The organism is Streptomyces sp. NPDC088810, assembly GCF_044750305.1.
Taxonomy (GTDB): domain Bacteria; phylum Actinomycetota; class Actinomycetes; order Streptomycetales; family Streptomycetaceae; genus Streptomyces.
The window spans coordinates 75,597-100,951 of the sequence record NZ_JBIVJQ010000006.1 but is presented as its reverse complement, the minus strand read 5'-3'; the positions used below and the strand labels follow the sequence as shown (position 1 = coordinate 100,951).

The 25,355-nt window shown below is 74.3% G+C and carries 22 protein-coding genes; 11 read left to right on the top strand and 11 right to left on the bottom strand.

Features of this window, described 5'->3' with window-relative positions; all coding sequences use genetic code 11:
• Positions 1-16: 16 nt before the first annotated feature.
• The 3 genes from ACIP4Y_RS20880 to ACIP4Y_RS20870 form a co-directional block, all read right to left on the bottom strand.
• The gene (locus tag ACIP4Y_RS20880; RefSeq protein WP_401395456.1) at positions 17-1,549 is read right to left on the bottom strand and encodes an RICIN domain-containing protein; all 1,533 of its coding nucleotides are present in this window, start codon (positions 1,547-1,549) and stop codon (positions 17-19) included.
• Between the two features lie 336 nt (positions 1,550-1,885).
• Positions 1,886-2,263, bottom strand: coding sequence for a toxin Doc (locus tag ACIP4Y_RS20875; RefSeq protein ID WP_401395453.1), 378 nt, complete (start codon positions 2,261-2,263; stop codon positions 1,886-1,888).
• 3 nt (positions 2,264-2,266) lie between these two features.
• Positions 2,267-2,506, bottom strand: coding sequence for a hypothetical protein (locus tag ACIP4Y_RS20870; RefSeq protein ID WP_030344647.1), 240 nt, complete (start codon positions 2,504-2,506; stop codon positions 2,267-2,269).
• A 176-nt stretch (positions 2,507-2,682) separates the two neighbouring features.
• On the opposite strand from ACIP4Y_RS20870, the gene ACIP4Y_RS20865 reads away from it, so the two are divergent.
• Complete coding sequence (locus ACIP4Y_RS20865; RefSeq protein WP_401395450.1) at positions 2,683-3,405, top strand: 2OG-Fe(II) oxygenase; 723 nt, start codon at positions 2,683-2,685, stop codon at positions 3,403-3,405.
• 25 nt (positions 3,406-3,430) lie between these two features.
• Here the strand turns inward: ACIP4Y_RS20865 and ACIP4Y_RS20860 are convergent, their stop codons facing one another.
• Complete coding sequence (locus tag ACIP4Y_RS20860) at positions 3,431-6,526, bottom strand: glycoside hydrolase family 2 TIM barrel-domain containing protein (RefSeq protein WP_401395447.1); 3,096 nt, start codon at positions 6,524-6,526, stop codon at positions 3,431-3,433.
• Between the two features lie 280 nt (positions 6,527-6,806).
• On the opposite strand from ACIP4Y_RS20860, the gene ACIP4Y_RS20855 reads away from it, so the two are divergent.
• Positions 6,807-9,206 (top strand): SpoIIE family protein phosphatase, encoded by a 2,400-nt coding sequence (locus ACIP4Y_RS20855; RefSeq protein WP_401395444.1) that lies wholly within the window; start codon positions 6,807-6,809, stop codon positions 9,204-9,206.
• A gap of 15 nt (positions 9,207-9,221) precedes the next feature.
• Here ACIP4Y_RS20855 and ACIP4Y_RS20850 read toward each other — a convergent pair whose 3' ends face one another.
• A complete protein-coding gene (locus ACIP4Y_RS20850) occupies positions 9,222-9,752 on the bottom strand; it encodes an RNA polymerase sigma factor (protein WP_358641471.1) in 531 nt (176 codons plus the stop codon).
• 64 nt (positions 9,753-9,816) lie between these two features.
• On the opposite strand from ACIP4Y_RS20850, the gene ACIP4Y_RS20845 reads away from it, so the two are divergent.
• The 5 genes from ACIP4Y_RS20845 (at position 9,817) to ACIP4Y_RS20825 (ending at position 15,372) form a co-directional block, all read left to right on the top strand.
• Entirely contained in the window at positions 9,817-11,208 is a 1,392-nt protein-coding gene (locus ACIP4Y_RS20845) for a serine/threonine-protein kinase (RefSeq protein ID WP_401395441.1), read from the top strand.
• A 162-nt stretch (positions 11,209-11,370) separates the two neighbouring features.
• Positions 11,371-12,069, top strand: coding sequence for a DUF4232 domain-containing protein (locus ACIP4Y_RS20840; protein ID WP_401395438.1), 699 nt, complete (start codon positions 11,371-11,373; stop codon positions 12,067-12,069).
• A 233-nt stretch (positions 12,070-12,302) separates the two neighbouring features.
• A complete protein-coding gene (locus ACIP4Y_RS20835) occupies positions 12,303-13,532 on the top strand; it encodes a hypothetical protein (RefSeq protein ID WP_401395435.1) in 1,230 nt (409 codons plus the stop codon).
• Between the two features lie 63 nt (positions 13,533-13,595).
• Entirely contained in the window at positions 13,596-14,849 is a 1,254-nt protein-coding gene (locus ACIP4Y_RS20830; protein ID WP_358641473.1) for an SLC13 family permease, read from the top strand.
• Positions 14,850-14,880: 31 nt separating this feature from the next.
• The gene (locus ACIP4Y_RS20825; protein ID WP_401395433.1) at positions 14,881-15,372 is read left to right on the top strand and encodes a universal stress protein; all 492 of its coding nucleotides are present in this window, start codon (positions 14,881-14,883) and stop codon (positions 15,370-15,372) included.
• Between the two features lie 2 nt (positions 15,373-15,374).
• Here ACIP4Y_RS20825 and ACIP4Y_RS20820 read toward each other — a convergent pair whose 3' ends face one another.
• The 3 genes from ACIP4Y_RS20820 to ACIP4Y_RS20810 all read right to left on the bottom strand — a co-directional run bounded on the left by ACIP4Y_RS20820 (position 15,375) and on the right by ACIP4Y_RS20810 (position 18,819).
• Complete coding sequence (locus ACIP4Y_RS20820) at positions 15,375-17,264, bottom strand: ricin-type beta-trefoil lectin domain protein (protein ID WP_401395430.1); 1,890 nt, start codon at positions 17,262-17,264, stop codon at positions 15,375-15,377.
• A 279-nt stretch (positions 17,265-17,543) separates the two neighbouring features.
• Complete coding sequence (locus ACIP4Y_RS20815) at positions 17,544-17,834, bottom strand: hypothetical protein (protein ID WP_401395427.1); 291 nt, start codon at positions 17,832-17,834, stop codon at positions 17,544-17,546.
• A 16-nt stretch (positions 17,835-17,850) separates the two neighbouring features.
• Positions 17,851-18,819 (bottom strand): aldo/keto reductase, encoded by a 969-nt coding sequence (locus tag ACIP4Y_RS20810; protein ID WP_401395424.1) that lies wholly within the window; start codon positions 18,817-18,819, stop codon positions 17,851-17,853.
• 140 nt (positions 18,820-18,959) lie between these two features.
• Here ACIP4Y_RS20810 and ACIP4Y_RS20805 point away from each other — a divergent pair, with 140 nt between their 5' ends.
• Complete coding sequence (locus ACIP4Y_RS20805; RefSeq protein WP_401395421.1) at positions 18,960-19,805, top strand: endo alpha-1,4 polygalactosaminidase; 846 nt, start codon at positions 18,960-18,962, stop codon at positions 19,803-19,805.
• A 69-nt stretch (positions 19,806-19,874) separates the two neighbouring features.
• Here the strand turns inward: ACIP4Y_RS20805 and ACIP4Y_RS20800 are convergent, their stop codons facing one another.
• Positions 19,875-20,075: a ferredoxin gene (locus ACIP4Y_RS20800; protein WP_030344622.1), complete on the bottom strand. Its 201-nt coding sequence runs from the start codon at positions 20,073-20,075 to the stop codon at positions 19,875-19,877.
• Between the two features lie 12 nt (positions 20,076-20,087).
• Entirely contained in the window at positions 20,088-21,317 is a 1,230-nt protein-coding gene (locus ACIP4Y_RS20795; RefSeq protein ID WP_401395417.1) for a cytochrome P450, read from the bottom strand.
• Between the two features lie 410 nt (positions 21,318-21,727).
• Here ACIP4Y_RS20795 and ACIP4Y_RS20790 point away from each other — a divergent pair, with 410 nt between their 5' ends.
• Entirely contained in the window at positions 21,728-22,177 is a 450-nt protein-coding gene (locus ACIP4Y_RS20790) for a nitroreductase family deazaflavin-dependent oxidoreductase (protein ID WP_358641322.1), read from the top strand.
• A 79-nt stretch (positions 22,178-22,256) separates the two neighbouring features.
• Here ACIP4Y_RS20790 and ACIP4Y_RS20785 read toward each other — a convergent pair whose 3' ends face one another.
• Positions 22,257-23,171, bottom strand: a complete 915-nt coding sequence (locus tag ACIP4Y_RS20785) for a cation diffusion facilitator family transporter (RefSeq protein ID WP_401396121.1) — start codon at positions 23,169-23,171, stop codon at positions 22,257-22,259.
• A 354-nt stretch (positions 23,172-23,525) separates the two neighbouring features.
• Between ACIP4Y_RS20785 and ACIP4Y_RS20780 the strand changes: the two genes are divergently transcribed.
• A complete protein-coding gene (locus ACIP4Y_RS20780) occupies positions 23,526-24,542 on the top strand; it encodes a glutathione S-transferase family protein (RefSeq protein ID WP_401395414.1) in 1,017 nt (338 codons plus the stop codon).
• A 28-nt stretch (positions 24,543-24,570) separates the two neighbouring features.
• Positions 24,571-24,873: a DUF4235 domain-containing protein gene (locus ACIP4Y_RS20775; RefSeq protein ID WP_358641328.1), complete on the top strand. Its 303-nt coding sequence runs from the start codon at positions 24,571-24,573 to the stop codon at positions 24,871-24,873.
• Positions 24,874-25,355: the final 482 nt, after the last annotated feature.

Below are 25,355 nucleotides of genomic sequence, written 5' to 3'. Positions count from 1 at the left end.
CACGGCGCCGCAGGCATCACGCCGCCGCCCACCGCTGACCGGCGGACCCGTCCCGGACCTTGACGACGAGCTCGGCCCCCGCCCGGTCACCGCCGGCGGCGAGTGCGAGCGTCCGGTCCCACCGCGGCAGCAACTCGCCCTCGGCAGTGAGGTCGTAGCGCACGTCGTCGGCCCGTTGCGAGCCGGGGTCGGCGCAGCGGCCGAGGAGCACCACACCGGCGTCGGCGTGCGAGTCCAGGCACAGACCGGTGCCGGCGGCGCTGCGCAGCAGCCCGTCCGTCTCGTACGTCCACCGCTGCGTGGCCGAGCCGGAGCACGCGGCGAGCACGGCGCTCGCCCCGGCCTGCGGCGTGCCCTTGACGTCCAGGCACCGTCCGGCGGCGTTGCGCAGCGGACCCGGCCGGCCGGCGGCGGGCAGGCCCGTGGTGCCCGGCGAAGCCGACGCGCCGGGAACGGCGCTGGTGGCGACCGGCTCGGTGCCGTCGCCGCCGTCCGGCCACACACTGACCGCGAGGACCGTCGCGAGCAGCCCGGCCGAGGCCACGCCGACGCCCGTCAGCAGCGTCCGGGACGACCAGGCGCCCGGCGAGCGGCGAGCGGCCAGGGCGGTGCGAAGCCGGGCCGGCAACCCGGGTCCGCCGTCGCCGGCGCGGCGCCGCCCGCCGCCGCGCCGGCGTCCGCCGGACCGCCGGGAGCCGCCGCGGGCTGAGCCCTGGCGGCGGCCGGGGCGGGAGTCGAGGTAGCGGCGGGCGCCCCAGCCGAGGACGGCCTCGGCGAGCAGCACGCCCAAGGCGGCGTCGACGTGACCCAGTTGCTCGGCCGCGTGCCGGCAGTACGCGCAGCCGGTCAGGTGCTCCTGGACGTCGGGCAGCAGCGTGCCGCCCCGGCGGATCGGCACGTCGAGCAGCCGGTTGTAGTAACGGCACTCCTTGCCGGGCGCGAGGTCCCGGTGGGCGCGCACCAGGCCCTCGCGGAATTTCTCCCGGGCCTGTTCGAGCGCGGCCGTCGCGCTCTGGATGTCCACGCCGAGCAGTCCGGCGGGCACGGCGGGCGGTTCCGCCTCGACCTCGGTGTGCCACAGCAATGCCTGTTCCAGCCGGGAAAGGGCGTGGAACGAGCGGTCGGAAAGGACGCGGTTCTCCGGTATCAGGGTCGGCGCGGTGCGCATCCCGCGGCCCCCGGCGGGTTTTCCGAGCCCGGGCAGTACGGCGGTGATCCGGTCCGTGGCGGACCAGTTCAGGACCGTGTCCCGGACCGCCACCAGCAGGCGGGGCCGCAGCGCGTCGGCGGGTTCGCCGAGCGCCAGCCGGCCGAGGACCTGGTGGAAGGCGGTGGCGGTGACCATATGGGCGAGGGGGCCGGGGGTGGCCAGGCAGATGACGGCGTACTCGTGGGCCGGCTGCCAGTGCCGGGCCATCAGGAGGGCGGCCGACCGGGAGGCCTCCGCGTCGGAGCCGGCCCGCAGCGGGCCGGCGAGGAACTCGTCGGACTCCCCGGGTTCGGCGCCGGCCGGGGGCCAGGAAGGACGAGGGGGGTGGGGGGTGAGCACGGAGCGGATTCCTTCTGGCGCGTGGTGCGAGCGGAAATTCACCGCGTTTGAACCCTTGCACAACTTCCACACGGGCAACAAGGCGCACGTACGACATGAGCCGGTTTGAAAGAAAGTCAGAAACGGACCGCCGGCCAGGGCTTGGCGGAAAAGCGGCCGGATTTCCCATGCGCCCCGTGTGAAGCGTGCGCACGCACCGGTCGGGCGCGCACGCTCCCGGAGCCGGCGGGCCGGTGGTGGACTGGGAGCCGGTCCTCCTCGGACGGCCCGTTCCCCGGCCGGCGGTCCCGGTGGCTTCCCCCCGCCGGCCGGGGCGGGCCCGGCCGGCGCGCGGGGTCAGATCTGCCAGGAGCGGAGCCTGTCGGCGGCGCCGTACACGTCGGCCTTGCCGGAGATCAGGTCGCGGGCCAGGTCGACGAGGGCGCCGTAGGGCGGGTCGATGCCGACGCCGCTGACGAACATGTAGGCCACTGCGGTGGAGCAGGCGAAGCGGGCGTTGGCCGCGGGCAGCGGCTTGAGCACGGCGAGGGTGTGCAGCAGCGCGGCGGCGCGCCAGGCCGCGTCGGAGTCCACGCCGAGCCGGGGCGGGTCCACCCGGTGCCGGGCGACGGCGGCGACCAGCGCGGAGAAGTCGTCCACGGCGGGCTGGTCGGGCAGGACCTCCTCATGCCGCTGGAGGAGCCACGGGACGTCGATATGGATGACGGAGGGCATCGCTCAGGCGGCCTCGCCCTTGGCGGGACGCTCGTCGTCGGGGAAGGCCGCCGCGAACTCCTCGGCGTGGCCGGCGAAGAAGCGGCGGAAGGCCTCGGCGCCTTCCTGCAGGGCCCGGTGCCGGGCTATGTCGGCGGCGGCGGCCTCACGGACGAGGGCCTTCATCGACGTACCGCGCTCCTTGGCGATCTGCCGCAGGTCCTCGAGTTCCCGTTCGCTGAACTCCACGTTGAGAGCAGGCATGCCCCACACGGTACCGCGCGGGTACTCAAGCGTAAATATCCCCAGGTCAGTACGGGATCAGTGCGGTACCGGCAGGTTCCGAGGGCGGTGTCCGGTTTCCGCCGGTCGCGCACCGCGCCGCGCGGCAGACTCGACAGCGACGCAACGAGCCGGAGGGGGACGGAACAGGAGGACCCATGACGCTGACCCGGGCCGAGGCCCGCCGCCGGACAGCCCGCACCGACTGGGCCGCGCTCGCCGCCGAGCTGGACGAGCAGGGCAGCGCGCCCACCGGCCAGCTGCTGACGCCGGCCGAGTGCGCGGACGTGGCCTCCCTGTACGACGAGCCGGAGCTGTTCCGCACCACGGTCGACCTGGGCCGGCACCGGTTCGGCTCCGGCGAGTACCGCTACTTCACCCACGACCTGCCCGCCCCGGTCGCCGCGCTGCGGGCCGCGCTCTATCCCCGGCTGCTGCCCGTCGCCCGGGACTGGGCGGCCCGGCTGGGCCGCCCGGCCCCCTGGCCCGACTCGCTCGACGCGTGGCTGGCGCGCTGCCACGCGGCCGGCCAGGACCGGTCGGCGCAGATCCTGCTGCGGTACGGGCCGGGCGACTGGAACGCCCTGCACCGGGACGTCTTCGGCGAGCTGGTCTTCCCGCTCCAGGTGGTGGTGGCGCTGGACGCGTACGGCACCGACTACACCGGCGGGGAGTTCCTCATGGTGGAACAGCGCCCGCGCGCCCAGTCCCGGGGGACGGCGAGCGTCCTGCGGCAGGGGCACGGCCTGGTGTTCACCACCCGGGACCGGCCCGTGCGCACGCGCCGCGGCTGGTCGGCCGGGGCGATGCGGCACGGGGTGAGCACCGTGCGGTCCGGGCGGCGGCGGACGCTGGGCCTGGTCTTCCACGACGCCGCCTGACCGCCCCCGGGCCGCGCCCGCACCGTCACACGTCCAGCCGGCTGATGCGCACCGCCCCCTTCGGCTCGCCCGGGTAGGCGCTGGTGAGCGTCAGCCGCAGCCGGGAGCCGCGCACCGCGTCGAAGGTGATGAGGGTGGGGCTGTCGGAGGCGGTGGCCCACTCCACCTTCGCCCCGGTCACCGGGGCGTAGGCGTGCCCGTCCCACACCGCCACCTCGGCCCGGGCGGGCAGGGTGTGGCCGGCGTCGACCGTGAAGGAGGCCGCCACTCGGTCGAAGGTCCGGGTGCGCCCGAAGTCGACCGACACCCAGTCCTCGGCCCGGGCCCCGCTGAACGCGGGCAGCAGCGCGGTCGCCGACTTGACGAAGGCGTTGGACCAGCCGGTGGCCGGGTCGCCGTCCAGCATCGCGGCGGGCAGGGTGTCCGGGCGGCCGGAGTAACTGGCGTCCGCGCAGGGGTGGTCGGGCGGCGGCGGATAGTCGGGGCCGAACTCGGCGGGTTGGGTGGTGGCGACCGAACGGGCCGGGGCGGCGGTCAGGCGGACGGTGTCCGCGCGCAGCCCCTCCACCCGGGCGGTGACCTTCAGGACGCCGGGTCCCGTGCCGGACCGGACGATGGCGAGGGCTTTGCCGTGGAAGGCGGTGCGGGTGCTGGCCTGGTAGCGCTCGGCGCTCTCCTCGCGTCCGTTGTCGACGCCGGCCAGGGAGCCGCCGGTGACGTCGAACGCGATGAGGTGGCCGGCGTCGGGCACGACCACGCCGTGCGCGTCGACGATCTCGGCGGTGACGAAGGCGAGCGAACGGCCGTCGGCGGCGAGGGACGTGCGGTCGGCGGTGAGGCGAACGGCGTGCGGGGCGCCGGCGGTGCGCAGCACGTCGGTGGCGACGACCTTGCCACCCCTGCGCGCCACCGCCTTCAACTCGCCCCGCTGGTGAGGCACTTTCCAGGTCAGGTGCAGTTTGCCCGCGCTGCCGTTGGGGCTGGTGTAGCTGCCCGGGTAGGGGCCGTCGGTGAAGGTCCTGTCGTCGCCGGTGGGTTCGGTGGTCTCCAGGTAGGTGCGGCCGTCGGTGGTCTTCTTGACGTCGAACTCGCGTACCCCGAGGGACCTTCCGTTGAGGAACAGCTCGACGGAGGGCACGTTGGCGTACGCCCAGACCTCGACGGTGTCGCCCTCCTGGTGGTTCCAGGTCATCGGCAGCAGATGGACCATCGGCTCGGTCGTCCACTGGCTCCGGAAGAGGTGGTACATGTCCTTCGGGAAGCCGGCCGTGTCGACCGCGCCGAAGAAGGACGCCTTGACCGGGAAGACGTCGTACGGCGTCGGCTCGCCGATGTAGTCGATGCCCGACCACAGGAACTGCCCCGCGAACCACTTACGGTCCCGGTCCTTCTTGTGGCCGTACTCGCCGCTCATCGTCCAGGAGGCGAGGTTGTTGTCGTAGGAGGAGGTCTCCCGCTTGCCGGGGGTGTGGTTCTCGCCGGTGTTGAGGTGCTCCGGCTCCTGGTAGGTGCCCCGGGTCGAGGTCTCGGAGGAGGACTCGGACTCAAAGAGGAAGAGGTGCGGGTACTTGGCGTGCAGGGCGTCCACCGACCTGGCGGTGTTGTAGTTCAGGCCGAGGCCGTCCAGCTTGGCGAGCATGCGGTCGGCGGCGGAGCCGGTGGCGGGCACGCCGTGGTACTTGTTCGAGCCGATGACGACCGGCCGGGTGTCGTCGGCGGCCTTGATGGCGCCGATGATCCGGTCCGCCATGGCGAGCCCGGCGGTGGTGGTGGAGTCGGGGATCTCGTTGCCGATCGACCACAGCACCACCGCGGGCGAATTGCGGGCGGCCAGCACCATCTCGGTGGCGTCCTTCTCGCACCACTCGTCGAAGAACCGCCCGTAGTCGTACCTGGTCTTGCCGGTGCGCCAGCAGTCGAAGGCCTCCACCATCATCACGATGCCCAGCTCCTCGCAGACCTGGATCATCTCCGGCGAGGGCGGGTTGTGGGAGGTGCGGAAGGCGTTGACGCCCATCGACTTCATGATCTGCATCTGCCGGCGCACGGCGTCGATGCTGATCGCCGCGCCGAGGGCGCCCTGGTCGTGGTGGAGGTCGACGCCCTTGACCTTGGCGTAGGAGCCGTTGAGGAAGAAGCCCTCGTCGGGGTCGAAGCGGAAGGTGCGGATACCGAAGGGCGTGCGCCGGGTGTCGGTGGTACGGCCCCCGACGCGCAGCTCCGTGTGCAGGGTGTAGCGGTGCTCCGGGGTCGCGAAGTCCCACAGCAGGGGCTTCGGGACGGTCAGTTCCTGGGTCGCGGCGGCCTCGTCCGGGACGGACACCGTGCCGGCCGCACGGGCGACGGTCCGGCCGGCGGGGTCGGTGATCCGGGAGCGGATCTCCACGTCCGTGCCCGTGCCGGACTCGTTGCGCACGGTGGTGCTCACCCGGACCACCGCCCGGTCGGCCGAGACCTCCGGCGTGGTGACGTACGTGCCCCAGCGGGCGACGTGCACCGGCTCGGTGATCACCAGGCGGGCCTCGCGGTAGATGCCGCTGCCGGAGTACCAGCGGCTGCTCGGCAGCTGGTTCTGCACCTTGACCGCGAGGACGTTGGGGGTTTCGCCGTCGGTGTGGACGAGGTCGGTGAGGTCGAGGGCGAAGCCGGTGTACCCGTACGGGTGACGGCCGGCCTGCGTGCCGTTGCAGTAGACGGAGGAGTCCATGTAGACGCCGTCGAACTCCACCGAGATCCGCTTGCCGGCGTACGCCCGCGGGAGGGTGAAGGCGAGCCGGTACCACCCGAGACCGCCCGGGAAAAAGCCGGTTCCGCTGGTGGTGCCGTGCTCGGTCGTGGGGGTCTGCTCGATGCTCCAGTCGTGCGGTACGGCGACCCGGCGCCAGTCCCCGTCGTCGTGGTCCGGGTCGGCCGCCCGGGCGTAGGCGCCGGTCGGGTCGGCGATGCCGCCGGGGTCGACGAGGGCGAAGCGCCAGCCGTCCCGCAGCGGCACGGTGTGGCGTCCCCCGGCGGCGGACGCCTCGGCGGCGAGGGCGGCCGGGGCCGCGGGGATGCTCAGGAGCGTTCCGCCCGCGGGCGCTGCCGTGGCTGCGGCCAGAACCGATCTGCGCGTGACCGTCATGGGCGGCTCTCCCTCATCAGGCCCCAGAAGTGCTCACATCTGATCGTCGTCAAACAGATTCTGACGTCCTGACGCACTCGATCGTCAAGGCCCCGGACGCCTGCCGCTGCCCGCGGCCCGAGACCGGCCGGATTTCCCCCTTGACCGTGCGTCCGGCCGTGTTCGACCGGTCGGCCAGGTGGCCCCGCAAGCGTGGTTCACGGGACGGCGCGAAGCACTACGCTGGACCAGCGGGTGGAGCCACCCGTTCACTGTGAGTGTGCGCTTGGGAGCGGCGACGATGAGCCGGGTCTATCCGTTCGACGATGCGGCCACGGCCCGGGCCGTCATCGGCGCCGACGGAACGCTGACGGAGTGGAACGAGGGCGCCTGCCGCCTGCTCGGCCACCCGGCCGCCGCCGTCCTGGGCCGCCCCGCCGCCGAGCTGCTCGCCGACGCCGGTCCCCCGGCCCCGCCCGCCGGTACCCGTTGGGCGGGCACGGTCGGATTGCGCCACCAGGACGGCCGTACCGTCTCGGTGTGGCTGCTCGCCCACCGCCGCCCGCCGGACGACGGGCACCCGGGCGACTGGCTCGTGGTCACCCCGCTCACCGGCGACGACCCGCCGCCCGGTGACGACCCGCTCACCGAGGCGGGCCTGGTCCAGTCGCCGTGCGCGATCGCGGTGTACGACGACCGGCTGCGGCTGCGCCGGATGAACGGCCCGATGGCCGACGTGGTCGGGCTGCCGGAGCGGCGGCTGCGCGGGCTGCGGCTGGCGGAGATCGGCGGCAGACCGCAGAGCGAGGAGCTGGAGCAGGGCATGCTCCGGGTCCTGACCACGGGCCGCCCGCTGGACGTGCAGACCTTCATGCACACCGGCGGCGAGGACCGGGCCCACGCCTGGCTCGCCCGCATGGCGCCGGTCCGGGACGCGGCGGGCCGGGTGCGGGGCGTGTGCCTGGCCGCGCACGACGTCACCGACAACCAGCGGGCCCGGCAGCGGCTGCAGCTGGTCAACGAGGCCAGTGTGCGCATCGGGTCCACGCTCGACGTCACCCGGACCGCGCAGGAGCTGGCGGACGTGTGCGTGCCCGCGCTCGCCGACTTCGTCACCATCGACCTGCTGGACCCGGAGGAGTACGGCGGCGAGCCGCCCGCCCGCATCACCGCCCCGGTGCGGCTGCGCCGCACCGCCCACCGGTCGGTGCTGCCCGGCGTGCCCGAGGCCGTGATCGATCCCGGCACGGCGGAGGAGTACCCGGACTTCTCCCCGCAGGCCGACTCGCTGACCGCGGGCCGCACGATCACCACCTCGGTGGCCGTCGGCGACATGGACCAGTGGCTGACCTGGCACGCGGAGCGCGGCCGGCGGGTGCGGCAGTTCGGCATCCACTCCTCGATGTCGGTGCCGATCCAGGCGCGCGGGCTGACCCTCGGCGTGGCGGTGCTCACCCGGCACCGCCGCCCGGACGGCTTCACCCCGGACGACGTGCTGCTCGCCGAGGAGATCACCGCCCGCGCCGCCGTCTGCATCGACAACGCCCGCCGCTACTCGCGCGAGCGGGAGACCGCGCTCGCGCTCCAGCGCAGCCTGCTGCCCCGGTCGCTGCCGCGCACGGCCGCGCTGGACGCCTCCTCCCGCTATCTGCCGGCCGCCCGCGCCGGCGTGGGCGGGGACTGGTTCGACGTGATCCAGCTGTCCGGGATGCGGGTCGCGATGGTCGTCGGGGACGTCGTCGGGCACGGCATCCAGGCCTCGGCCACCATGGGCCGGCTGCGCACCGCCGTCCGCACCCTCGCCGACATCGACCTGGCCCCGGACGAGCTGCTCACCCACCTCGACGACCTGGTCGTCCGGTTGTCGGAGGAGTCCGGCGGCGACGTCAGCCCCGGCGAGGACGGCAGCCCCGGCGAGGTCGGCGCGACCTGCCTGTACGCCGTCTACGACCCGGTGTCCCGGCGCTGCACCCTGGCCCGCGCCGGGCATCCGCCGCCCGTGGTCCTGCGGCCGGGCGGCACGCCCCACGCCCTGGACGTGCCCGCCGGTCCCCCGCTCGGCCTGGGCGGGCTGCCCTTCGAGTCGACCGAGGTGGAACTGCCCGAGGGCACCGTCCTCGCGCTGTACACCGACGGGCTGGTGTGGTCCCGGGACCGCGACCCGGAGACGAGCCGGGAGCTGCTCCACGAGGCGCTCGGCGCGTACGCGGACTCCCTGGACGAGACCTGCGACCGCGTCCTGCACACCCTGCTCCCGTCCGGCGGCGCCCCCGACGACGTGGCGCTGCTCCTGGCCCGCACCCGGGGCCTGCCCGCCGCGCAGGTGGCGACCTGGGACATCCCCGCCGACCCGGCGCTGGTCGCACCGGTCCGCAAGCAGGTCGCGGAGCAGCTGGACACCTGGTCGCTCAGCGAGGCGTCGTTCACGACGGAGCTGGTGGTCAGCGAGCTGGTCACCAACGCCATCCGGTACGGCGCGCACCCGATCCGGCTCCGGCTGATCCACGACACGGCCACGCTGATCTGCGAGGTCTCCGACACCAGCCCCACCGCCCCGCACCTGCGCCGGGCCAAGACCTTCGACGAGGGTGGCCGGGGTCTGCTGCTGGTCGCCCAGCTCACCCAGCGCTGGGGCAGCCGGCACCACCCGGAGGGCAAGACGATCTGGGCGGAGCTGCCGCTGTTCGAGGAGGACGAGTAGGCCCCGGCACGGCTCTCAGGAGGCCGTCAGCCACGGCCGTACCTGCTTGCGGGCCTCGTGCAGCCGGGACTTGAAGGTGCCGAGCGGGATGCCGGCGCGCTCGGCGGCCTCGGCGTAGTCGAGCTGGCAGATGTCCCGGTAGACCAGCGGCGCGACCAGGTGCGGATGCTCCCGCTCCAGGCGCTCCAGGGCCTCCAGCAGATCCACCCGGGAGCCGGCGATGACGCTGGTGGTGCGCGGGTCGACGGCGTGCCCCGGCTCGATGGCCGCGGGCTGTTCGGCCGCCCGCCGCTTCAGCTCGCGGTACTTCTGCCGGCAGCAGTTGGCGACGACGGTGTACAGCCAGGTCCCGAAGCGGCTGCGGCCCTCGAAGCCGGAGATGTGCCGGGCCACCTGGAGCAGCACGTCCTGGGCGGCCTCCTCGGCGTCCTCCCGGCAGGGCAGGAAGCGCGCGCAGCGGCGCACGACCTCGGGCCGCATCTCCGTCAGCAGCCGGTCCAGGGCCGTGCCGTCGCCGGCGGCGGCGCGCCGGGCGAACTCCTCCATCAGCGCCTGGTCCTGCACGGACGGCCCTCCTCCGAGTCGATCTCAGGCCAGGCATGATAGTCGTATGCACCCCCTGGAGCGGATCGGCCGCCACCGCCTCGAACGGCCGCTGGGCAGCGGCGCCTTCGCCACGGTGTGGCTCGCCCACGACCCCGAGCTCCAGGCTCCGGTGGCGGTGAAGGTGCTCGCCGAGAACTGGGCGCACCGGCTCGACATCAGGGAGCGCTTCCTGTCCGAGGCGCGGCTGCTGCGCCGGGCCGGTTCCGGCCGGGTGGTGCAGGTCTACGACATCGGTGAACTTCCGGACGGCAGGCCGTACTTCGTGATGGAGTACGCCGGCGGCGGGACCCTCGCCGATCTGCTGGCCGACGGTCCGCTGCCGGTGCGGGAGGCGCTCGCGCTGACCGCCGAGGCCGCGCGCGGTGCCGCCGCGCTGCACGAGGCGGGCATCGTGCACCGCGACATCAAGCCGACCAACGTGCTGCTGCACACCGCCCCGGACGGCACCCGGCGGGTGCTGCTCGCCGACCTGGGGCTGGCCAAGAGCCTCGCGCAGGCCTCGGTGCTGACCCTGGCGGCGGGTTCGGCGGGCTACCGGCCGCCGGAGCAGGCCGAGCCCGGCGCGGGCATCGACGAGCGGGCGGACGTCTACAGCCTCGGCGCGGTCGGCTACGAACTGCTCACCGGGACCGTGCCCGGGCCGCCGGGGCAGGTGATACCGCCCCGGCGGCTGCGGCCGGAGCTGGACGCGGACGTGGAGCGGGCGCTGCTGCGCGCGCTGGAGCCGGACCGGGCGCGGCGCTGGCCGGGCGCCCTGGTGTTCGCGGCAGAGCTGGACCGGCTGGCCGCGGCGCCGCCGGTGCGGTCCGCGCGGCGCCTGGACCGGGTGCGCGGCCGGCTCACTCCGCTGACCCTGGTCCTCGCCGCGGTCCTCGCCGCCGGCGCCGCCGCGGTCACGGTGACCGTGGCGCTCCACCGGGACGGCACCGCGGACGACGGGGTGCGGGTCACGGACGCCACCGGGCGGGTGAGCCTGCGGGTGCCGGACGGGTTCGGCCGCGAGCTGCGCGACTCCGGCTGGGACCCGCGGGCGCTCGGGCTGGCCGCCGGGCACGAGCCGGGTCTCGTGGTGGCCGGCGACCTGTCCCGCTGGTCCGACCCGAACGCCCCCGTGGACGGGGTGTTCGTCGGGGTCGGCGCGCACGGGGACGTCACCGCCAAGGTCAAGGCCCTCGCGCACTCCGGCTGCCGGTACGCGGGCGCCCGCACCTTCACGGACGCCGACTGGCACGGGCTGGTCCGGTCCTGGGACAGCTGCCCCGACGGCGGCTCGGTCACCGAGTCCGCGCTGGTCCCGGCGGGCGGCGCCACGCGGCCTCAGGTGTATGTGCAGGTGCGTCAGCGGGACGGCGACGACGCGGCCGACGGCGTGCTCCGTTCGCTGCGGGTCGCCTGACCGACGCCTGCCGAGCGGCCCGGCGGGGAAGAGAACCGGACAGAACCCGGCGCGTCCCGAACTTTTCCGGCGGTCCGTGCATCGGACGGAGAGGACGGCGCACCCGGCGCCGTAGGCACGCGTCCCGGTCGCGTGCCGTGACCTCCAGGAGTGTTGAACGACATGGTGTACACCCTCCGGTCCGCGCGGCACGGTGCCCTGCTCGTGGGCACGGTCGCCGTGCTGGGCCTCCTGACCGCGTGCGGCGACGGCTCCGGCGCGCACAGCGCCGGCCCGGCCACCGTCTCCGGTACGGCCGCCCCCGCGCGCGACACCACGGAACCACCCCCGGCGTCCCCCACGGCCACGGCCTCCTCCCCCGCGCGCACCGGCTCGGCGTCCGCGCCGAAGACGACCGGCACCGCGGGCGGCGCCACGGCCACGACCACCCCGGCCGCGGTGAGCACCCGCTGCCACACCTCCGAACTGCGCGCCTCCGTGGGCCGCAACGACCCGGGCGCCGGCCAGGAGAACTTCCCGGTGGTGCTCACCAACACCTCCGCCCGGACCTGCACCCTGCACGGCTATCCGGGCGCGGCCTTCGTCGACGCCTCCGGCCGCCGGCTCGGCCCGGACCCCCAGCGTGAGCCGGGCACCCCGGTGACCGTCACGCTCAAGCCCGGGCGGAGCGCCTGGTCCGGGCTGACCTTCTCCAACCCGGAGATCAGCGGAGCGAAGACGGCCAAGCCGGCCGCCCTGCTGGTCACTCCGCCGGACGAGCGGGCCCCGTTGAAGGCGGCCTGGTCGGGCGGGCCGGTGCCGGTCTCCGGACACTCCTCGTCCGTCCGCCTGACGGTGCTCGCCCCGGGCACCGGTCCCTGACCCCGCCTCTCCTCCGCCCCCTCCGCGCGAACCCCGCTGCCGGCCCCCGAGGCAGCGGGGTTCGTCATGCCGGCCCCGCGGGGGCCCCGTTCGTCATGGCGGCGCCACAACTGTCACAGGACGGCAACAGGCGCCGTCGGCCGCGATCTTTCCCCGGCCTGTGGTCATCGAACCCGGTCGACCGCACGGCGAACAGGCCCCGCGGGGGCCATGACCAGGGAATCGGGGAGACGATGAGCGGGATCTCACGCAGGCGGGTGCTGACGGCCGGGGCGGCGGCGGGCGCCCTCGGAACACTGGCCGCCTGCTCCTCCGGCACCGGCGGACCGGGCCCGGCGGGCGGCCGGGGCACGGCACAGGCCCGGCCGGTGAAGCCGATCGGCGACGGCTCCACCGCCGACACCGGCGCCCAGCCGCACCAGCCGAAGCCGGACCGGCTGAAGGAGGGCCAGCAGCCGCCGCAGTTCGTGGTGTTCTCCTGGGACGGGGCCGGCGAGCTGAGCAACAAGCTGTTCTCCCGGTTCCGCAAGGTGGCCGCCGACCACGGTGCCAAGATGACGTTCTTCCTGAGCGGCATCTACACGTTGCCCGAGTCCAAGAAGCACCTCTACCGGCCGCCGCAGCACCCGGTCGGCGCCTCCGACATCGGCTACCTCGCCGACCGGCACATCCACGCCACGCTCCAGCAGGTGCGCGGGGCCTGGCTGGAGGGCCACGAGATCGGGACCCACTTCAACGGGCACTTCTGCGGCGCGACCGGCGTGCGCAACTGGTCCCCGGCCGAGTGGCGCAGCGAGATCGACCAGGCCATGGACTTCGTGACGAAGTGGAAGACCAACACCGGCTTCACCGACCTCGACCCGCTCCCCTTCGACTACCGCAAGGAGCTGGCCGGCGGCCGCACCCCCTGCCTGGAGGGCCAGGCCGGCCTGCTGCCGACCGCCGCCGCGCTCGGCTGGAAGTACGACGCCAGCTCCCCCGGCGGACTGCAGGTCTGGCCGGGCAAGGTGCAGGGCGGCAAGCTGTGGGACTTCCCGCTGCAGTCCATACCCTTCGCCGGGCACTCCTTCCAGGTGCTCTCGATGGACTACAACCTGATGTTCAACCAGTCCGGCGGCAATCCGCTCGGCGACCGCAGCAAGTACGACACCTGGCGGGCCCAGGCCCGTGACACCTACCTGGCCGGTTTCCGGCGGGCCTACGAGACCAACCGCGCCCCCTTCTTCATCGGCAACCACTTCGAACGCTGGAACGGCGGCGTCTACATGGACGCCGTGGAGGAGGCCATCGGGAAGATGGCCTCCTACGACGACGTGCGCTTCGTGTCCTTCAAGCAGCTCGTCGCCTGGCTGGAGGCGCAGGACCAGGCGGTGCTGCGCCGGCTGCGCGCCCTGCCGCCCGGGCAGGCCCCGGCCGGCGGCTGGGCGGAGTTCCTGGGCGTGGCGGGCAGCCGGTCGTCGTAGCGCGTTCAACATGGTCTGTTTTCATGGGCGGGCAACCCGTGCCCGACTCCGGAAGGACTCGCCCTGAACACCCCGCTCGCCGAGGCACTGTCCGCCGTCCTGCTGGTCGCCGTGCTGGCCTGGGCCGTCGTACGGCCCTTCGGTCGGCCGGAGGCGGTCATGGCCGTCCCCGCCGCCGCCCTCGCGGTCGCGACCGGCGCGATCTCCCTCGACCACGCCCGGGCCGAGGCCGAACGGCTCGGCCCGGTGGTCGGGTTCCTGGCCGCGGTGCTGGTGCTCGCCCATTTCTGCGATGTGGAGGGGCTGTTCCAGGCGTGCGGGGCGTGGATGGCCCGGTGGGCGGCGGGCCGGCCGGTGCGGCTGCTGACGGCGGTGTTCGCGCTGGCCTCGGCCATCACCGCCGTGCTCAGCCTGGACGCGACGATCGTGCTGCTCACCCCGGTGGTCTTCGCCACGGCCACGCGGACGGGCGTACGGCCCAAACCGCATGTGTACGCCTGCACGCACCTGTCGAACACGGCGTCGCTGCTGCTGCCGGTGTCCAACCTGACGAACCTGCTGGCGTTCGCGGCGAGCGGGCTGAGCTTCACCCGGTTCGCGGCGCTGATGGCGCTACCGTGGCTGGCCGCGATCGGCGTCGAGTACCTGGTGTTCCGGCGGTTCTTCGCCCGGGATCTCACGGCGGCGGCCCCGGCGGGCCGGGACACCGGCGAGGCGCCCGCGCTGCCGCTGTTCGCCCTGGTGACCGTGGGCTGCACACTGGCCGGGTTCGTGGTGGCGTCGGCGTTCGGCGTGGAGCCCGCATGGGTGGCGGCGGCCGGCGCGCTGGTGCTGGCGGGGCGGGCACTGGTGCGGCGGCAGGCGAGCCCGCTGACCGTGGTGCGGTCGGCGGCCCCGGCCTTCCTCGCGTTCGTCCTGGCGCTGGGCATCGTGGTGCGGGCCGTGGTCGACAACGGGCTCGCGGACGTGCTCGGACACGTGCTGCCGGGCGGTACCGGGCTGCCCGCGCTGCTCGGGATCGCCGCGCTGGCCGCGCTGCTGGCCAACCTGATCAACAACCTGCCCGCGGTGCTGGTCCTGCTGCCTCTGGCGGCGCCCGCCGGGCCGGGTGCGGTGCTCGCCGTGCTGCTGGGCGTGAACATCGGCCCGAACCTCACCTACGCCGGGTCGCTGGCCACACTGCTGTGGCGGCGGATCGTGCACCAGCACGAGCACGACGTGGACCTCGGGGAGTTCACCCGGCTCGGTCTGCTCGCCGTGCCGTCCTCCCTCGCGGTCGCGGTGGTGGCACTGTGGGGGTCGCTGCAGATCCTGTGACGGGTTCGCGTGAGCCGAGGGAGGCCGAGGGATGCGGGTGATCGCCTGGCTCGTGGAGGGCACCTGGCCCGCCTGCGTGGACGCGGTGCGCGCCCATGCTCCGGACGACGCCGAGGTGGTACTGCTCCATGTCAGCGGACCCGATGTGCCGGCGGTGGCGCACGGGGCGTTCGCCGGCCTGCTCGGGCGCGGGCACCGGGAGGCGGACCCGGGTGACCGGCTGGAGGCGCTCGGCGGCCCGTCGGCGGCCGCGCTGCTCGCCGCGGCGGCCGAGCGGCTGGGCCGGCCCTGTGTGCGCGAGGAGCGGTCGGGCCGGGCCGAGCGGGAGGTGGTGGCCGCCGCCGAGGGGGCCGGGCTGCTGGTGCTGGCCCGGGACGGGGACCGGTCGCGGCTCGGCCCGAAGAGCCTCGGCCCGGCCGTGCGGTTCGCCGTCGACCACGCGCCGTGCCCGGTGCTGCTGGTGTGGCCGGAACCGGCCCCGGGCCTCGGGACGATCCCGCCCCCGCCGCCGCACCACCCCTGACGTCAGCGGCGGTGGCGGCCGCCGCCCCCGTCCCAGCCGCCCCCGTCCCAGCCGCCACCCCAGCCGCAGTACTGCGGGTACCTCGCGCACGGGTCGGCGGTGGCGGTCGGCGCCGGTGCCGGGGCGGAGGTCGTCGCGGACGGCGTGGGCGTCGGCTCGGCCGTCCGGGAGGGCGTGGGGGTGACCGGCTCGGGAGTCGTGGGCGGTGCGGGTGGGGTGGACGCCAGGGCGCTGTCCCGGTCCCAGTTGACGTTCTCCATCCGCAGGTCCGGGTGGGCGGTGTCGACGGACCAGCGCTGGACGGTGCCCGCGGCGCGGATCTTGAGCACGAGGGCGCCGGAGCCGTCGGTGGCGGCCGGGGTGAGGGCCAGCTCCTGGTCGGCGTGCGGCACCAGGGCACCCTGGAGCGTGAAGTCGTAGCGGATGTCGCGGGCGGCCCCGCCGGTGGCCGTGCACGGGGCGAGGCGCACGGAGTAGCCGAGGTGGGAGTCCAGGCACAGGTCGGGGGCGGCGGCGTTGCGCAGCAGTCCGTCGGTCTCGTACGTCCACTGCTGGCTCGGGGCGGCGGAGCAGTCGGCGAGTTCCGTCTCGGCGCCCTCGACCGCCTTCCCGCCGGCGACGCCGACGCACAGGCCGGAGGCGAGGTTGCGCAGTCTGCCGTGCAGGGCGCCCTGGCCCGGGGCGTTCCGGCCGGCCCAGGAGGCCCCCGGGGAGGCCGCGTCCTTGCCCGGGGTGCGCGAGGGCGTCCGGGTGGCGCCGGGCGCCGGGCCGTCGCCGGAGCCGAGCACCGACCACAGCGCCAGGGGCAGGACGACGAGACCGCTGACGGTGACGACGGCCAGCGCCAGGGTGCGGCGCCGGGCGCGCCGGGCGGCGCGGTGCGCGGAGCGGGGGGAGGCGGGGGCGGGTTCGGTGCCCTCGGTGACTTCCGTGCCTTCGGCGCCTTGGGATCCCCGGGCGGGGGCGGGGGAGCCGGCCGCCCGGTCGCGGGCGGTGCCGGGGCCCGGTTCGGTGGGTGCGTCGGGGATGAAGGCTTCGCCGCCCTGGGGTACGACGGTGGCGGCGGCCGGGGCCGGCGCCGCGGGCTCCTCGGCGCGGACCGCCCGGGACTCCACATAGCCGTGGGCGCCCCAGCCGAGGACCGCCTCGGCGAGGCCGAGGCCCAGGCCGTCGTCGTTGAACTCGGCGAGCTGGCCGGCGGTCCGCTCGCAGTGGGCGCAGCCGGCCAGGTGCTGCCGCAGGTCCGGGTCGATGTCGGTGCCGCCGCGCCGGAACGTGACGTCCAGCATGCGCAGATAGCGCCGGCACTCGGCCTCGGGGGCCAGCTCGCGGTGCACCTGGAGGCATTCCTCGCGCAGCCGCTCGCGGGCGCGGCCCAGTTCGACGCGGGTGTCCTCCTCGTCCAGGCCCAGCAGCGCGGCGGGCACGGCCAGGGGTTCGGCCTCGACCTCGCTGTGCCACAGCACGGCGCGGGAGGTCTCGGGGATCCGCTGGAACGCGCGTGCCAGCAGCCGCCGCTCGGGCGAGGGCAGCAGCCGGGCCGCGGCGCGCTCGCCGGGTCCGTCGCCGGAGCGCAGACCGGGGTGGAGGAGTTCCTGGCGGCCGTCGGTGTCCCACTCGCCCGCGATGCGCCGGACGGCGACCAGGACGTGGGGCCGCCAGGCGGCGGTGGGGCCGGTCTGCCGGAGGGACGCACCGAAGAGCCGGGTGAACGCGGCCGTGGTGAGCATGCCCGCGGCGCGCGGCCCGTCGGTGCACAGCCGGGCGTAGGCGAAGGCCGCCGCCCAGTGCCGGTCGAGGAGTTCGCCGACGGGATGGAGGGCGGGTGACGCGCCCGTCCACTTCTTCAGTTCGGCGCTCAGCTGCTCGTCCGACAGACCTGCCTCGGTCACGGCCGAATTCCTCCCGACGCACTACCGGAATTAGTCCATACCAATTGGTATGGCGAGGGCATGGGGGCAGCTCGGACGTCCACCTGAGGCGGCTCTTGTGAAGCGTGGGGGGTGTACGGGAGCGGCCTGGCGCATACAGAGGGAATGTATTTGCCTGCGCGCCGACAGCGCACACTTTTACACAGCCGAACACGTCCGAACAAGAGATCTCCCGATTTCCCGGATTCACCGCCGTGGTTTCTTCATTGACATCTCGTCAACGGCAGCCTTTTCCTCCCTTTACTGCCGTTCGCCCGCCCGGTAGGCGCCGGGCGGCACCCCGTAGCGCGCGCGGAAGACCCGGCTGAAGTGGCTGGGGAATCCGGAGGCGGCCGCGACCCGCAGCACGACCTCCTCCAGGGCGCACAGCGCCAGTTCGCGCGCCAGGCTGTCGTGCGCCACGGCCACCGGTTCCGGTCCGTGCGGTGCGCCGCCGGCCGCGCCGCGGGAGTCGGCGAGCATCCGGCCGAACGCGGCCTCGATCCGGCGAGCCGGGACGCCCAGGCCGGCCGGGCCTGGCAGTGCGCCCACGGTCCGCACTGACCGGTCAGTGGCCGCTGATGTCGTGGGGCGTGTAGGGCTGCTCCAGCTCCTCGATCTCCTTGTCGGTCAGCTCCAGTTCGACCGCCGCCGCCGCGTCCTCGATGTGCTGCGGCTTGGCGGCGCCGACGATCGGGGCCGCCACGGTGTCCTGGTGCAGGAGCCAGGCGAGGGCCACCTGCGCGCGGGGCACGCCGCGCTCGCCCGCGATCCTGCCGACGGCCTCGACGATCGCGCGGTCGCTCTCCAGGTACAGCCGGCTGCCGAAGTCGTCGTTCGCGCTGCGCTCGGTGACCGTGCCCCAGTCCCGGGTCAGCCGGCCGCGGGCCAGCGGGCTCCAGGGCAGCACGCCGACCCCCTGGTCCGCGCACAGCGGCAGCATCTCCCGCTCCTCTTCGCGGTAGAGCAGGTTGTAGTGGTTCTGCATGGACACGAACTTCGTCCAGCCGTGCCGCTCGGCGGTGTACTGCGCCTTGGAGAACTCCCACGCGTACATCGAACTCGCCCCGATGTAGCGGACCTTGCCCGCCTTGACCAGGTCGTGCAGCGCCTCCATCGTCTCCTCGACCGGCGTCGCGTGGTCGTAGCGGTGGATCTGGTAGAGGTCGACGTAGTCGGTGCCGAGGCGGCGCAGGCTGTGGTCGATCTCGCTCATGATGGCCTTGCGGGACAGCCCGGCCCCGTTGGGCCCCGGCCGCATCCGGCCGTTCACCTTGGTGGCCAGCACGATCTCGTCGCGGTTCGCGAAGTCCCGCAGGGCCTTGCCGACGATCTCCTCGCTGGTGCCGTCGGAGTAGACGTTCGCGGTGTCGAAGAAGGTGATGCCCGCCTCCAGCGCCTGCCGGATCAGCGGGCGGGACGCCTCCTCGTCGAGGGTCCACTCGTGGACGCCGCGGTCGGGCAGGCCGTAGGTCATGCAGCCCAGACAGATCCGCGAGACGTCCAGGCCCGTCGAACCGAGCTTCACGTACTGCATCGTTGCCGCTCCTGCCTTCGGGACGATGGTCTGGACAGAGCCTACGACGGGGACCGGGGACCGACTTGACGCCTCCGCGGTGCGGGAGATGTGATCCTGGGACGTGCCGCGCCGCCCGGCGCGGGCAGGATGGAGCGGACGTGGCCCCCACGGGTGTGCGCCGCGCCGCGGGGTCGCGCACGGCCCTGCGCGCGCTGGCGGCAGCGCTGGTCGTCGTGGTGTCGGCCGGCTGCACCTCCGGCGAGCGGGAGGAGGGCGGCGGGCCGAGGGCCGCCCCGCTGCGGCTGCCGCCGCGGCACGCCGGGTTCGACTACCAGATCGGCGGCGCCTACCGCCCGCCCGCGGGCGTGCGGATCGTCAGCCGCGACCGGTCCGACTCCCCTGCGCCGGGGCTGTACAACATCTGCTACGTCAACGCGTTCCAGGCGCAGCCCGCCGAGCGCTCCTCCTGGCCGGCCGGGCTGCTGCTGCGCGACGCGCGGGGCAGGGTCGTCATCGACGAGGACTGGAACGAGCCGCTGCTCGACATCGGGACCCCGGCCAAGCGGGAACGGGTGGCGCGGCGGGTGAACCGGTGGATCGACGGCTGCGCGGACAAGGGGTACGACGCCGTCGAGCCGGACAACTACGACAGCTACACCCGCTCCCACCGGCTGCTCACGGCGGCCGACGCCACCGCGTTCATGCGCCTGCTGTCCCGGCACGCGCACGCCCGGCACCTGGCGATCGGGCAGAAGAACACCGCCGAGCTGGCCGGGCAGCGCAGGCGTGCGGGCCTGGACTTCGCGGTGACGGAGGAGTGCGGGCAGTACGACGAGTGCGAGGTGTACGCGAAGGCGTTCGACGACCGGGTGGTGGACATCGAGTACACCGACGGCGGCCTGCGCGCGGCCCGCGCCCGCTGGGGGGACCGCCTGGGCATCGTCCGCCGCGACCGGGACGTGTCCGTCCCGGGCAGCGCCGGGTACGTGCGCCGGGTGCGCTAGGGCGGTCGCTGCCCCTGGTGCCCGTCCGGCGGTACGGCGGCACAGGGTCGCCGTACCGCCGGACCACGGTCAGCCGGTGCTGTCCCGTACGGTGATCGCGCTCACCGGGCAGGCGCGGGCCGCCGCCCGGACCATCGGGTCGCCCGCGCCGTCCTCGCTGCCGGGCAGGAGGGAGCTGTAGCCGTCGTCGTCCTGGGTGAAGACGCCCGGTGCGGCCAGCGCGCACTGCCCGGCGCCGATACAGACGTCCTTGTCGATGTCGATGTGCATGAGCAAAGCCTCTTACCAGCTCACGGGGAGTTCCAGCATCCCCTGGACCGTGTCGCCGGGTTTGAACGGAATCTCCTCCGCCGGGGCGGCCAGCCGCAGCCCGGGCAGCCGCGTGAACAGGCTGCCCAGGGCGATCTCCAGCTCCGCCCGGGCCAGGTTCTGGCCGAGGCACTGGTGGATGCCGAAGCCGAATGCCACGTGGTGGCGGTCGGGACGGTGGAAGTCCAGGGCGTCGGGGTCGTCGTACAGGGTCGTGTCGCGGTTGATCACCGAGGTGGCGAAGAGCACGCCGTCCCCGGCCCGGATCGTGCTGCCCTCGATCTCGATGTCCTCCAGCGCCACCCGCTGCAGCCCGTCCGCGATGGACAGCATCCGCATCAGCTCCTCCACGACGGCGGGGAGCAGCGCGGGGTCGGCGCGCAGCTCGGCCAGCCGGTCGGGGTGCTGGAGCAGGGTGTAGGTGCCGAGGGAGATCATGTTGGCGGTGGTCTCGTGCCCGGCGACCAGCAGGATGATGGCGAGCGACACGGCGTCGGCGCGGTCCAGCTCGCCGGTGCGCAGCCGCTGGTGGACCAGCTCGTCGAGGATGCCGTCGCCGGGCTCGGTCTCCTCGGCCTTGGCGTCGATGAGCCCGCCGAGGTACTCCTCCAGCCGTTCGCGGGCGTCCACGGTGTCGGCGCCGGTCGGGCCGCGCAGCAGCCGGCGGGACTGTTCCTCGAAGAACTCGTGGTCGGCGTACGGCACCCCGAGCAGCCCGCAGATCACCATCGACGGCACGGGCAGCGCGAAGGCGGAGACGAGTTCGGCGGGCGGCCCCTGCGCGATCATCGTGTCCAGGAGGTCGTCCACGATCCGCTGGATCCACGGGCGCAGGGCCGCCGCGCGTTTGACGGTGAACGACGGGATCAGCATCCGCCGCTGCTGGTGGTGCTCGGGGTCGTCCAGGCCGAGCAGGGCCACCTTGCGGTTGCGGCCGGCCTCGAACCGGGCGGTGGGCACGGGGAAGCCGGGGCGGCGGCGCTCGGTGGACAGGCGGGGGTCGGCGAGCAGGGTGCGGGCGGTGGCGTGCGCGGTGACCACCCAGACCTCGCGGCCGTCGTAGAGGGTGACGCGGGACAGGGGTCGCCCGTCGCGCAGCGGGTCGTAGCCGGTGGGCGGGTGGTAGGGGCAGGTGCGGTCCTGGGGGAAGGCGACGGGTTCGGCCGGGGCAGCCGGGCCGGTGATGTCCGTCAGTTCCGTCATGGAAAGACCTCGCAGACGAAGAAGTGCGTCGTGCCGATCTTCATTAGATGCCCCAGGCACCTATGGGTCGACGTCAAGTTCGGCCACTTCGGTGACGTGCGTGATCTGTCCGAAGTAGGCGGGGTCCGGGGGCGGGAACCGGCCACCGTGCCGCGCCCCGCAGCCGGCGGCCGGTCAGGGCTGCCGGGCTCGGCGCCGGCTGCTCCCGCTCCGGCCGGTCCAGGCGCCAGTCGCCGTCGTCCGCGTACCGGGCGGCGGTGCGGTCCGCGGACATGGGTCGTTCCCTCCACGGGTGGGCAGTGATCGGGACGCGGACCACTGTGCCGTGCGCGGTACGGATGTGTTCGGCGGCCATCGGTGGCGACACCGGTGGCGGACAGACCGTGGACCGACGAAAGGAAGCGGAGCCCATGCCTCTTGAGGGCGAGTACGAGCCCAGCCCGACGCAGTGGGTGCGCGAGCAGGTCGAGCTGTACGAGAGTTCCGGCGGGACGAAGGGGACGACGCTGCGCGACACCGGGATGCCGGTGATCGTGCTGACCACCCGGGGTGCGAAGAGCGGGAAGATCCGCAAGACGCCGCTGATGCGGGTCGAGCACGAGGGCCGGTACGCGGCGGTCGCCTCCCTCGGCGGTGCGCCCAAACACCCCGTCTGGTACTTCAACGTGAAGTCCGACCCGCATGTCGAGCTCCAGGACGGCCCGGTGAAGCGGGACATGCGGGCCCGGGAGGTCACCGGGGCGGAGAAGGCCGCGTGGTGGGAGCGGGCGGTGGCCGCGTACCCGCCGTACGCCGACTACCAGGAGAAGACCTCCCGGGAGATCCCGGTCTTCGTGCTGGAGCCGCTCGACGAGAGCTGATTCAGGCCGGAGACGGCTCCGTTTCAGAAAAATCTGTTCCGGGGACGTGTGAACCGGCCTGAGGGCGGGCACTGGTGCGTCAGGCCCCGCCGCGTTCCCCCGTCGCGGCGGGGCTCTCTCGTGCCTCGCCCGCCGGGCGGTCGGTGACATCCAGGAAGATCTGGTCGGCGTCCGGGAACGTCCGGGCGAGGGACCGCTTGATGCGTACGGCGACCTCCTCGACGCGTTCGCTGTCCAGACCCGGCACCAGGTCGACGCGGGCGGCCACCAGCATGGAGTCGAGGCCCATCTTCATGGTGAACAGCGCCTCCACACTGTCGATCTCCGGCTGGGCCCGCAGCTGGGCCCGGATCCTGCCGCTCAGCTCCGGATCCGCGGCCTCCCCGATCAGCTGGGCGCGGGCGTCGCGGCCGAGCCGGAAGGCGACGTAGACCAGCAGCGCGCCGATCGCCAGCGAGGCGGACGCCTCCCACACGACCTGCCCGGTCACCATGTGCAGGGCCATACCGGCCAGCGCGAGGCTCACACCGAGCACCGCGGTGCCGTCCTCGGCGACCACCGTGCGCAGCGCGGGATCGCGCAGCGCGCTGAGGCCGCCGCCCTGCCGGCGCACCTGGTGCAGGGCCCGCAGCAGCGAGAGGCCTTCGGCGAGCAGCGCCACGCCCAGCACGATCAGACCCGCGACATAGCCGCTGAACTTCTCCTCGGCGCCGCTGTGGAGGGCCTCGACGCCCTGGAAGAAGGAGAAGCAGCCGCCCATGACGAAGATGCCGACGGCGGCGAGGAGCGACCAGAAGAAGCGTTCCTTGCCGTAGCCGAAGGGGTGCCGGGTGTCGGCGGGGCGGCGGCTGCGGCGCAGCGCGGCCAGCAGGAAGACCTCGTTGAGGCTGTCCGCGACCGAGTGCGCGGCTTCCGACAGCAGGGCGGGCGAGCCCGCGAGGACACCGCCGGCCGCCTTGGCGACGGCGATCACCAGGTTGGCGGCGAGCGCCACGAGGACGGTGACCTTGGTGTGCCGGTCGGCCCCGGCTTCCGCCCCGCCGCCGGGCTCGCCCCGGGGCTCGCCGTCGGCGTCGCCGCCGGCGGGGGCGCGGGCCGGTCGGGCTCCGCCGTCCGGGTCGTGCGCCGGTGCCGTTCCCGGGCCCGCGGCGTGCGCCGGTCCTGTTGTGCCGTCCTCGGCCGTCCGTGCGGCCGTCTCCCGTTCCGAGGATGTCCCACTCACCCTTCGCCGACTGCCCGGGACCGGACGGCTCACACCGTGCGGTCCGCGCCAAACGGGGAACGCGGGGCGAGGAGCACCCGGACGGCCCGGGCGAGCCCGGGCGGATCCGGGCGGCGAGGAGGAGACATGGGCGGCGACGGCAACCGCGGCTACGGACACCGCAGCTTCACCCGGTCCAGGAGCCACTTCACGGACCGGATCACCGCCGACGGCCGGGACGGCTGGCCGGTGGAGGCGGGCCGGTACCGGCTGGTGGTCTCCCGCGCCTGCCCGTGGGCGAGCCGGGCGGTGATCTCGCGCCGGCTGCTGGGGCTGGAGGAGGCGCTGCCGATGGCGGTGGCCGACCCGATCCAGGACGACCGCAGCTGGCGGTTCACCCTGGATCCCGGCGGCCGGGACCCGGTGCTCGGCATCCGGTTCCTGAGCGAGGCCTACGACAAGCGGGAGACCGGTTATCCGGGCGGGGTGAGCGTGCCCGCGATAGTGGACGTGCCCAGCGGGCGGCTGGTCACCAACGACTACCAGCGGCTCACCCTGGACCTGGCCACCGAGTGGACGGCCCTGCACCGCGCCGGCGCGCCGGACCTGTACCCGGACGGGCGGCGCGAGGAGATCGACCAGGTGATGGCCGAGGTCTACGAGGACGTGAACAACGGGGTGTACCGGGCCGGGTTCGCCACGCACCAGAAGGAGTACGAGGAGGCGTGCGCGGGCGTCTTCCGGCGGCTGGAACTGCTCGGTGAGCGGCTGTCGGGGCAGCGGTATCTGGTCGGCGGCACCCTCACGGAAGCGGACATCCGGCTGTTCACCACGCTGGTCCGGTTCGACGCGGTCTACCACGGCCACTTCAAGTGCAACCGCTGGAAGCTGGCGGAGCATCCGGTGCTGTGGGCGTACGCCCGGGATCTGTTCCAGACACCGGGGTTCGGCGACACGGTCGACTTCGACCACGTCAAGCGGCACTACTACCAGGTGCACTCCGGCATCAACCCCACCGGCATCGTGCCGCTCGGCCCGGATCTCGCCGGCTGGCTGAGCCCGCACGGCCGAGCGGAGCTGGGCGGCCGGCCGTTCGGGGACGGGACGCCGCCGGGGCCGGTGCTCCCGGGCGAACGGGTGGCCCCGCAAGGACGGCCCGCATGAGGGGCGGCTGACGAGGAAGTAGTCACACATGGCCAAGAACAAGAAGAAGAAGCTCCCTCTCGCCTACCAGCCGGTCGGGTTCGTGCTCAGCTGGGCGGGTGGCGCGCTGGCCGGCATGGCCTTCCGCAAGGCATGGATGGCGATCCGGCACGAGGAGGACGCGCCCGACGCCCTGGACCCGGACCGCAGCTGGGGCGAGATCCTGCTTGCCGCGGCGGTCCAGGGCGCGATCTTCGCGGTCGTACGCAGCGCCGTGGACCGCACCGGCGCCAAGGCCATCGCCCGCTCGACAGGCGTATGGCCGGCAACCGACAAGGGCGGCCGCGACTGACCCCGCCCAGCCTCACCTCCCCCCGACCGAACGGGCCGGCCCGGGTACCCCGGACCGGCCCGTCTCGGCACCACCGGTCACCCCGGTCCGGGCACCACCGGGCAAGCCCCTCCCCGCGCCACCGGGCAGCCCGGTCGCGGTTCCGTCGGCCCACATAACCCCGGCGCCGCCAGGCACGACCGCGCCCAAGCACACCCGGCCGGCCGCTGCGACGCCACCGGAGGCTCCGCTACGACACCCCGGCCAGCCCGACTCCGGCACCGTCAGCCACCATCGCACCGGCGCCAGGCGCGATCCCGCCCCAGTGCTTCCGGCCGGCCCGCTGCTGCGCCGCCGGGGGTTCGGTGCGACGCCCCGGTCAGCGTGACTCCGGTGTCCCGGGCCAAGCCCGTCGCGGCACCGTCGGCCGGTTCCGGCCAGCCCCGTCCGCTGCCGCCGGCAGCCCGCCTTCCGCCACCGGGCAGACAGCCCTCCCTGCAGCG